The sequence below is a fragment of the Amycolatopsis vastitatis genome (genome assembly GCF_002234595.1).
GTDB classification, from domain to species: domain Bacteria; phylum Actinomycetota; class Actinomycetes; order Mycobacteriales; family Pseudonocardiaceae; genus Amycolatopsis; species Amycolatopsis vastitatis.
The window spans coordinates 33901-43119 of sequence record NZ_NMUL01000046.1 but is presented as its reverse complement, the minus strand read 5'-3'; the positions used below and the strand labels follow the sequence as shown (position 1 = coordinate 43119).

The window sequence follows — 9219 nt, the reverse complement described above, 5'->3', positions numbered from 1 at the left end:
AATGTGGCGTTGGTTGCGTGGAATAGGCACTGCGGCGCGAAGCGCCTCCGTTGAGGGTGGTGGCGGGGGCATGGATGGAGCACCCAATGTGGCGTTGGTTGCGCTGAACGCACCCAATGTGGCGTTGGGTGCGTTGGACGCACCGAACGCCACATTGGGGCGCTAGAGGCGCCGGTTGGCCAGGGCGCCGGTGGCCGTGCGGGCCTGAGCCGACACCGCCGGGTCCACGTCGACCAGCAGCATCTCCGGCTCGGCCCCGGCCGCCGCCGGCACGCGGCCGAAGCCGTCCGCGGCCAGCGAATACCCGATTCCCGTCGGGGCCTTCGGGTTGACCTCGGTGCCCGTCGCCGCCGGGTCGGCCTGGCCGCACGCCAGCACCCAGCAGCCCGAATCGAGGGCCCGCGCCCGCACCAGGACCTCCCACTGCTCCCGCTTGCCCGCTCCCGCACCCCACGACGCCGGCAGCAGCACGACGTCGGCGCCGTCGTCGGCCAGCGCGCGGAACAGCTCCGGGAAGCGCACGTCGTAGCAGGTCGCGACGCCGTACACGATGCCGTCGTGCTCGAACGTCACTGGCGCGGTGCCCGGGGCGACCGTGTCGGACTCGGCGAAGCCGAACGCGTCGTAGAGGTGGATCTTGTCGTAGCCGAGGTGGTGCCCGGCGCCGGTGATCAGCAGCGTGTTGCGCACGCGGCCCTCGTCCGCGGGGGTGAACATGCCGGCCACGACCACCACGCCGTGCTCCGCGGCGACCACGGCGACCGCCGAGGCCCACGGCCCGTCCAGCACCTGGGCGACCGGCTCCAGCGGACGCCCGAAGCGCGCCATCGTCGCCTCGGGGAACACGACGATCCGCGCGCCGCCCGCCACCGCGGCTTCCACCCCGGAGCGAACCAGTTTCAGGTTCGCCTCCGGATCGTCACCCGAGTTGACCTGGCACAACGCGATTCGCGCCACCGCTGCCTCCTGCATTCTGGGATCGGCCGTCATGGGGGAGTATCGCTGAAAACCCGTTCGGCGTGACCTCGTACCCTGGGGGCATGTTGAACCGCACCGACCTGCGTGGGCAGGTCCCGACCGCCGCCGAACTGCGCGCCACGCTCCCCCGCGCCGAATACGACGTGGACGCGGCGCTGCATCACGTGCGCCCGGTGGTCGAGGCGGTCCGTGACCGCGGTGTCGAAGCCGTCCTCGAGTACACCGAGAAGTTCGACAAGGTCCGCCCCGGTGCCGTGCGGGTGCCGCGGGCGAAGCTGACCGAGGCCCTCGCGCAGCTCGACCCGGAGGTCCGCGCCGCGCTGGAGGAGTCGATCACGCGCGCCCGGAAGGTCCACGCCGAGCAGCGCCGCACCGACGTGACGACCACGGTCGTCGAGGGCGGCACGGTGACCGAGAAATGGGTGCCGGTCGAGCGCGTCGGGCTGTACGCCCCGGGCGGGCTGGCGGTGTACCCCTCGACCGTGGTGATGAACGTCGTGCCGGCGCAGATCGCCGGCGTCGGCTCGCTGGTCGTGTGCTCGCCGCCGCAGGCCGCGTTCGACGGGCTCCCGCACCCGGCCATCCTCGCCGCGGCCGAGCTGCTCGGCGTCGACGAGGTGTGGGCGGCCGGCGGCGCGCAGGCCGTCGCGTTGCTGGCGTACGGCGGCACGGACACCGACGGCGCCGAGCTGGCGCCCGTCGACATCGTCACCGGGCCGGGCAACATCTACCTCACCGCGGCCAAGCGGCTGCTGCGCGGCCTGATCGGCATCGACTCCGAGGCCGGGCCCACCGAGATCGCCATCCTCGCCGACGAGACGGCCGACCCGGTGCACGTCGCCGCCGACCTGATCAGCCAGGCCGAGCACGACCCCCTGGCAGCGAGCGTCCTGGTCACGACGTCGATCGAGCTGGCCGACGCCGTCGACAAGGTGCTGGTGAACCGCGTCGCGGCGACGAAGCACACCGAGCGCGTCGCCGAGGCGCTGGCCGGCAAGCAGTCCGGCGTCATCCTGGTGTCCACAGTGGACGACGGACTGCGCGTCGTCGACGCCTACGCCGCCGAGCACCTGGAGATCCAGACGGCGGACGCGCGCGCGGTCGCCGCCCGGGTCCGCAACGCGGGCGCGATCTTCGTCGGCGCGTACGCCCCGGTTTCGCTCGGCGACTACTGCGCCGGGTCCAACCACGTGCTGCCCACCGGCGGGTTCGCCCGCCACTCCTCGGGCCTGTCCGTGCAGAGCTTCCTCAAGGGCATCCACGTCGTGGACTACTCCGAGGACGCGCTGCGCGAGGTCGCCGGGCGCGTCGTCGCGCTGGCCAACGCCGAGGACCTGCCCGCGCACGGCGAGGCCGTCGTCGCACGCTTCGGAGGTTCGGTCTGATGACGATCGGCGAAGACGTCACCCTGGACGAGCTGCCGCTGCGGGACGACCTGCGCGGCAAATCGCCGTACGGCGCACCGCAGCTGGACGTCCCGGTCCGGCTCAACACCAACGAAAACCCCTACCCGCCGCCGCCCGAGCTGGTCGCGGACGTCGCGGAGGCGGTCCGCGCGGAGGCAGTCGAGCTGCACCGCTACCCGGACCGCGACGCGGTGGCGTTGCGCCAGGACCTGGCCGACTACCTGAGCGTGTCGACGCGGGTGGTGCTGTCGGAGGCGAACGTCTGGGCGGCCAACGGGTCCAACGAGGTGCTGCAGCAGATCCTGCAGGCGTTCGGCGGCCCCGGGCGCAGCGCGCTCGGCTTCGAGCCGTCGTACTCGATGCACCCGATCATCGCCTCGGGCACCCGCACCGAGTGGGTCCCGGCGCCGCGCCGCGACGACTTCAGCCTCGACACGGCCGCGGCGGCCGCGGTCATCTCGGAACGTCGTCCGGACGTCGTGTTCGTCACCAGCCCGAACAACCCGACGGGCGGGTCGATCCCGCTTTCCGAACTGCGTTCTTTGCTCGATGCGGCCACCGGGATCGTGGTGGTCGACGAGGCGTACGCGGAGTTTTCGTCGCAGCCGAGCGCGGTCGAGCTGCTGGCGGACTACCCGTCGCGACTGATCGTGTCGCGCACCATGAGCAAGGCGTTCGCCTTCGCGGGCGGCCGGCTCGGCTACCTGGCGGCGGCCCCGGCGGTGGTCGACGCGCTGCAGCTGGTGCGTCTGCCGTACCACCTTTCGCGGCTGACGCAGGCGGCGGCGCGAGCGGCGCTGCGGCACGCGGACGCCACTTTGGACAGTGTGCACAAGCTGGCCGCGGAACGCGACCGCGTGGTGGAGGCGCTGGCGGGCCTGGGTTACGACCCGGTCCCGAGCGACTCGAACTTCGTCCTCTTCGGACGGTTCGGCGACCCGCACGAGGCCTGGCAGTCCTATTTGGACCACGGGGTGCTGATCCGCGACCCGGGCATCCCGGGTCACCTGCGCGTGAGCATCGGCACCCCGGAAGAGAACGACGCCTTCCTCGAGGCGAGTAAGGAAGTCTCGCGATGACCCGCATCGGCAAGGTCGAACGGACCACCAAGGAGTCCTCGATCTCCGTCCAGCTGGACCTCGACGGCACGGGCGAGGTCGAGATCTCGACCGGCGTGCCGTTCTACGACCACATGCTGACGGCGTTCGGCGTCCACGGCTCGCTGGACCTGAAGGTCGAGGCCACCGGCGACGTCCACATCGACGCCCACCACACGGTCGAGGACACGGCGATCGTGCTGGGCCAGGCGATCCGCCAGGCCCTGGGCGACAAGAGCGGCATCCGCCGCTTCGGCGACGCGTGGATCCCCATGGACGAAACCCTGGCCCACGCGGCGATCGACGTGTCGGGCCGGCCGTACTGCGTGCACGTGGGCGAGCCGGAGCAGTTCACCACGTTCACGATCGGCAACAACTACCCGTTCGTCCTGACGCGCCACGTGTTCGACTCGCTGTCGTTCCACGCCCAGATCGCCCTGCACGTAAGGGTGATCCACGGCCGCGACCCGCACCACATCGCGGAGGCGGAGTACAAGGCGGTGGCCAGGGCCTTGCGCGCGGCAACGGAACCGGACCCCCGCGCGGCCGGCATCCCCTCCACGAAGGGCGTCCTGTGAGCAACGGAGTCGTCGGAGTGCTCCTGCTCGCCCTGGGAGGGTTCCTGGTGGGCGGGGTCTACTCGACGTGGAAGACGGCCAAGTTCATGGCGGCGGTGCTGGGAGTAGCGGCCCTGCTCGCCATCGGCGGCGCGATCTTCTGGTTCTCGAGCTGAAAGCCATGAGGGGCACCTTCATGGACATCAAGTCCATGAAGGTGCCCCTCATGGCAGTTCGCTAGCGGCTCGCGCCGACCAGCTCGCGGCCGTCGTCGCCAGGGGCGTCGTCGAGGTGTTTCGTCAGCTTCTCGCCCTCCACGTCGACGTCCGGCAGGATGCGGTCCAGCCACTTCGGCAGCCACCACGCGCCGCGGCCGAGCAGGGACATCACCGCCGGGACCAGCGTCATGCGGACCACGAACGCGTCCATCAGCACGCCGAACGCCAGCGCGAACCCGATCGACTGGATCAGCGTGGACTCGGCGAGCACGAACCCGGCGAACACGCTGATCATGATCAGTGCCGCCGCCACGACGACCCGGGCCCCGTGCCGGAAGCCGGTGACCATGGCCTCCTGCGGCTCGGCGCCGTGCACGTGCTCCTCGCGCATCCGCGTCACCAGGAACACCTGGTAGTCCATCGCCAGCCCGAACAGCACGCCGATCAGCAGGATCGGCAGCATGCTCATGATCGGCCCGGTCGATTCGACGCCGAGGAGATCGGTCAGCCAGCCCCACTGGAACACCGCGACCACCGCGCCGAACGTCGCCGCGACCGAGCCGAGGAAACCGATCGTCGCCTTCAGCGGCACCACGACCGAGCGGAACACCAGCATCAGCAGCACGAACGCCAGCCCGACGATCAGCGCGAGGTACGGCAGCATCGCGTCGGACAGCTTGGCCGAGACGTCGATGTTCGCCGCGGTCTGCCCGGTCACGGCCAGCTTCGCGTCCAGCGAGCCGGATTCGGCTCGGATCGCGGCCACCAGGTCTTCGGTCTGGGTGCTGCTCGGGCCGCTCTTCGGGATCACCGTCAGCAACGCCGTGTCACCGGTCTGGTTGACGCGCGGCGGCGTCACGGCGGCGACGTCGGGCAGCTTCTGGATGTCGGCCGCGGCCTGGCCGAGCGCCGCCTGGCGGTTGGCGCTCGCGCCGATGTCGACGACGACCAGGAGCGGCCCGTTCGCGCCTTCGCCGAAGCTGCGGCTGACGATTTCGTACGCCTTGTGCTGCGTCGACTCCGGCGCGGCGGTGCTGTCGTTGGGCAGGCCCAGCTGCATGCCGAGCGCGGGCAGCGCGACGAGGGCCATCCCGGCCAGCGCGACGAGCAGCACCGGGATCCGGTGGCGGGCGACGAACCGCGCCCAGCGTTCGCCGTGCGTCGTTTCGACCGGCTTGCGCCGCAGCCGGATGCGGCCACCGGCGACCCGGGACCCGGCGAAGCCGAGGATGGCGGGCAGCAGCGTCAGCGCGATGACCACGGCGATCGCGACGGTCACCGCCGCGGCGACGCCCATCTGGCCGAGGAACGGGATGCCGATGACGGTGAGGCCGGCCAGCGCGATGATGACGGTCAGCCCGGCGAACACGACGGCCGAGCCGGCGGTGCCCGCCGCGCGTCCGGCGGCTTCCTCGGGATCTCGGCCGATGCCCAGCTCGTGGCGGTAGCGCGACACGATGAACAGCGCGTAGTCGATGCCGACGGCCAGGCCGATCATCAGCGCCAGGATCGGCGTGTTCGAGTTCAGCTCGAGGAAACCGGAGGCGAGCAGGATGCCCGCCATCCCGATGCCGACGCCGATCAGGGCGGTGAGCAGCGGGATCCCGGCCGCGAGCAGCGAGCCGAAGGTGATGACCAGCACGACGGCGGCGACCGCGACGCCCAGGCCCTCGGTGGCGCCGGTCGCGGGCGCGCCTTGCACGGCGTCGCCGCCGAACTCGACGGTGAACCCGGCGGCACGACCGGCGTTCGCGGTGTCCAGCAGCGCCTGGCGGTCCCCGTCGGTCAGTTCGTACGCCTTCGCTCCGTAACTGACCTGGGCGAGCGCGACGCGCCGATCGGGTGAGATCGACTGCGCCTGGAACGGGTCGACGACGGCCGAGACCTTCGGCGCCGTCTTCAGCTGCGCGACCAGGGCCTCGACGGCGGCCTTGCCCTTGGCGTCGGTCACCGTGGTCCCGGCCGGGGCCTCGATCGCCACCCGTGCGGTGGCCCCGCCCGCCTTGGCCTGCGGAAACTTCTCGGTCAGCTGGTCGATCGCCCGCTGCGACTCCGTGCCGGGGATCGTGACCGAGTTCGACAGCTGGCCCGACAGCGTCAGCGCGCCCAGCCCGAGCGCCACCAGGACGGCCGCCCAGACGGCCGCGACCAGCGCTCTCCGTCGGAAGGAAAACCGGCCGAGCCGGTATAGGAAGGTCGCCACGAGTCAGCTCCATTTCGCCTGAACGGGGGTCCAGTCACTCCGTCAAGTGAGTCCCACGCTAGCCGATCGGCAAGGGAGACTCCAAGCCGATCGGCAAGTATGTGACTTGCCGAACAGCAGGTTTATTCCTTGTCGATCGGCAAGGAACCGGTTTGCCGATCGACAAGCCGTGACGTAGGCTCCGACGGCTCGATGAGGAGGACGAATGACCGCCGGCCCGGCCGAGGACACCCGGACCCGACTGCTGCAGACGGCCCTGCGCCTGTTCACCGAACACGGGGTCGAGGGCACGTCGCTGCAGATGATCGCCGATGCGCTGGGGATCACCAAGGCCGCCGTCTACTACCACTTCAAGACGAAGGCGGAGATCACCGAGGCGGTGGCTGAGCCGGGCATCCGCGACCTGGACGAGCTGGTGCGCCGAGCGGCGGCGCAGAAGCGGCGCGGCGCGCAGGTGGACCTGCTGCTCGACGGTTTCGTCGACCTGGTGATCCGCCACCGGGCGCTGGTGGCGCTGTTTTCGAGCGACCCGGGCATCGCCCGCGCGATCGAGAAGTCCGCGCACGGCGGGATGGAAGGTTTCGGCCGCGTGCTGCTCGGCATCCTCTCCGGCCCCGACCCGGACACGACGGCCCGCGTCAACGCGCTCGTGGCCGTGACCGGCATCGCGATGGCCGGCGGCTCCCCGGACCTGGCCGGCCTCGGCGACGACGAACTCCGCGTGGAGCTCCTCGACGTCGGCCGCCGCCTCCTCGGCCGCCCCCGCCGCCGGACCCCCGTGTCGGCCCTCTGATCACGAGAGATGCCCCGCCAATCACACGTGATGCCTCCGCAATCACGGGTGATGCCCCTTTGATCACGGGACTCGCGTACCTGGACGGCCGGTTCGTGTGATCAGGGCCGGAACTCGCGTGATTGAGCGGCGATCTCACGTGATTGGAGGGGCATCTCGCGTGATTGGAGGGGCATCACGTGAGGTGGGTTGTCAGGTGAGGGGGGAGAGGCAGGTTGGGGGGACTGTGGCTGTCAGCCAGACTTCGTTGGCGCTCACCTGGAACCTGTGGCCTGCCGCGGCCATGGCGGCGGCGTCGACGCGCAGGATGACCGGCTTGCCGCGGCGGGCTCCGACGATCCTGGCCGTCTCGACCGTCGCCGAGAGGTGGACCGCGTGGCGGTTCATCGGGCGCAGGCCCTCGCGGAAGATCGCGTCGAGGAACTTCGCCACCGTGCCGTGGTAGAGCACGTCCGGCGGGGTCGCGTCCGGCAGGCCGAGGTCCACCGTGACGCTGTGGCCCTGGCTCGCGCGGATGCGCGTGCCGGTCTCGTCGAAGGCGAAGCGGCGCTTGTTGTTCTTCTCGACGACTTCGTCGAGCTCCTCGCGGGTGATCGAGAGCGCGCGCACGAGCGTGTCGACGGGAACCCAGCCGCCGGGGGCGAGGGTGAGGCCGAGTGCGGCGGGATCGTGACGCAGGTGCCGCGCCAGCCGCTTCGAGATGCGGGTCATTTCCTTTTCGTTCATTGCCTCCTCAGCATCCCGCCGCGGGCAACCGGTTAAATGCCGCCTTCGACCGCAGGACGCAGTTTGCTCGCCCCCGGCCCGAAGCGGGCCAGCTCGTCGTCGTTGTTGTAGAGCACGCAGCTGCGCAGGGAAAGGCACCCGCAGCCGACGCAGCCGGTGAGCCGGTCCCGGAGGCGTTGCAGGGCGTCGATCCGCGCGTCGAGCTCGTGCTGCCAGTCGCGGGACAGCCGCGCCCAGTCGGCTTTCGTCGGGGCGTGGTCCACCGGCAGCGTCGCCAGTGCCGAGCTGATGTCTTCGAGCGAAAGGCCGACCCGTTGCGCGGCGCGGATGAACGCGATCCGGCGCAGCACCGAGCGGGAATAGCGGCGCTGGTTGCCCGCCGACCGCTCCGAACCGATCAGCCCCTTCTCCTCGTAGAACCGCAGTGCCGTGTGCGGAACCCCGCTGCGTTCCGCCACCTGTCCGATGCTGAGATGTTCAGCGAGCCTGGTCACCAGGTCAGACTATCCTTGACTTCGAGTTTGGTCGAGGTTGCATCGTCGTGTCATGACCACTGTGACCGAACCGGGCTACGCCGAGCTGCCGCGGCTGATTTCGCTGATGACCGGAGACGAAAAGCACACCGCCGCCGCGGAGTCCACTTTGGACGTCCTGTGGGTGCTCTACGACCGGGTGCTCGGCGTCACGCCGGACAACTTCCGCCAACCCGGCCGTGACCGCTTCCTGCTGTCCAAGGGCCACGGTCCGATGGCCTACTACGCCGTGCTCACCGTGAAGGGCTTCATCTCCGAAGCCGAGCTGCCGACCTGGTCCGACCCGGTGTCCCGGCTCGGTCATCACCCCGACCGGCGGCGGATCCCCGGCGTCGAGATCTCCAGCGGCTCCCTCGGCCACGGCCTGCCGATCGCGCTCGGCACCGCGTTCGGCCTGCGGGCGCGCGGCCTGACGGAAGCCAAGGTCGTGACGCTCGTCGGCGACGCCGAGCTGGACGAAGGCTCGAACCACGAAGCGATCGTCGTCGCGGCGCGGGCCGGCCTCGAAAACCTGACCACGGTGGTGGTCGACAACCAGTCGTCGACGCGCGGCTGGCCGGGCGGGATCGCCCGCCGCTTCGCCGTCGAAGGCTGGGAGACGCGCACGGTGTCCGGCCGTGATCACGACGCGCTGTACGAAGCTTTCACCACCGCCCACCCCGGCCGGCCGCTCGCCGTGGTCGCCGTCGTCGAACCGAAGGGCTGAAC

General features: G+C 70.7%; 10 protein-coding genes. 6 read left to right on the top strand and 4 right to left on the bottom strand.

The genetic code is table 11. The features are described from left to right. Window positions 1-162: 162 nt before the first annotated feature. The gene (locus CF165_RS38320) at window positions 163-957 is read right to left on the bottom strand and encodes a carbon-nitrogen hydrolase family protein (protein WP_093952496.1); all 795 of its coding nucleotides are present in this window, start codon (window positions 955-957) and stop codon (window positions 163-165) included. Window positions 958-1040: 83 nt separating this feature from the next. Between CF165_RS38320 and hisD the strand changes: the two genes are divergently transcribed. Genes hisD through CF165_RS51840 form a run of 4 tightly spaced genes read left to right on the top strand, consistent with a single transcriptional unit; the run spans window position 1041 to window position 4214 of the window. Beyond that, window positions 1041-2363: a histidinol dehydrogenase gene (hisD, locus tag CF165_RS38315; protein WP_093952495.1), complete on the top strand. Its 1323-nt coding sequence runs from the start codon at window positions 1041-1043 to the stop codon at window positions 2361-2363. Further along, on the top strand, window positions 2363-3463 hold the full coding sequence (locus CF165_RS38310) for a histidinol-phosphate transaminase (protein WP_093952494.1): 1101 nt from the start codon (window positions 2363-2365) through the stop codon (window positions 3461-3463). Before hisD ends, CF165_RS38310 begins: the two co-directional genes overlap by 1 nt. After that, window positions 3460-4059 (top strand): imidazoleglycerol-phosphate dehydratase HisB, encoded by a 600-nt coding sequence (gene hisB / locus CF165_RS38305; protein WP_093952493.1) that lies wholly within the window; start codon window positions 3460-3462, stop codon window positions 4057-4059. Before CF165_RS38310 ends, hisB begins: the two co-directional genes overlap by 4 nt. Next, window positions 4056-4214 carry a CG2302 family histidine operon protein gene (locus CF165_RS51840; protein WP_167441700.1) on the top strand — a complete coding sequence of 53 codons (159 nt, stop codon included), beginning with the start codon at window positions 4056-4058 and terminating at the stop codon, window positions 4212-4214. The genes hisB and CF165_RS51840 overlap by 4 nt, the downstream gene beginning before the upstream one ends. A 61-nt stretch (window positions 4215-4275) precedes the next feature. Here the strand turns inward: CF165_RS51840 and CF165_RS38300 are convergent, their stop codons facing one another. Then, window positions 4276-6459 carry an MMPL family transporter gene (locus CF165_RS38300; protein WP_093952492.1) on the bottom strand — a complete coding sequence of 728 codons (2184 nt, stop codon included), beginning with the start codon at window positions 6457-6459 and terminating at the stop codon, window positions 4276-4278. A 205-nt stretch (window positions 6460-6664) separates the two neighbouring features. Between CF165_RS38300 and CF165_RS38295 the strand changes: the two genes are divergently transcribed. After that, on the top strand, window positions 6665-7252 hold the full coding sequence (locus tag CF165_RS38295) for a TetR/AcrR family transcriptional regulator (RefSeq protein ID WP_093952491.1): 588 nt from the start codon (window positions 6665-6667) through the stop codon (window positions 7250-7252). 192 nt (window positions 7253-7444) lie between these two features. Here the strand turns inward: CF165_RS38295 and CF165_RS38290 are convergent, their stop codons facing one another. After that, window positions 7445-7978, bottom strand: a complete 534-nt coding sequence (locus tag CF165_RS38290; RefSeq protein WP_167441699.1) for an RNA 2'-phosphotransferase — start codon at window positions 7976-7978, stop codon at window positions 7445-7447. Between the two features lie 32 nt (window positions 7979-8010). Continuing rightward, complete coding sequence (gene soxR, locus CF165_RS38285) at window positions 8011-8472, bottom strand: redox-sensitive transcriptional activator SoxR (protein ID WP_093952490.1); 462 nt, start codon at window positions 8470-8472, stop codon at window positions 8011-8013. A 52-nt stretch (window positions 8473-8524) separates the two neighbouring features. On the opposite strand from soxR, the gene CF165_RS38280 reads away from it, so the two are divergent. Beyond that, window positions 8525-9217 (top strand): thiamine pyrophosphate-binding protein, encoded by a 693-nt coding sequence (locus CF165_RS38280; RefSeq protein ID WP_093952489.1) that lies wholly within the window; start codon window positions 8525-8527, stop codon window positions 9215-9217. The last annotated feature ends 2 nt before the right edge of the window (window positions 9218-9219 follow it).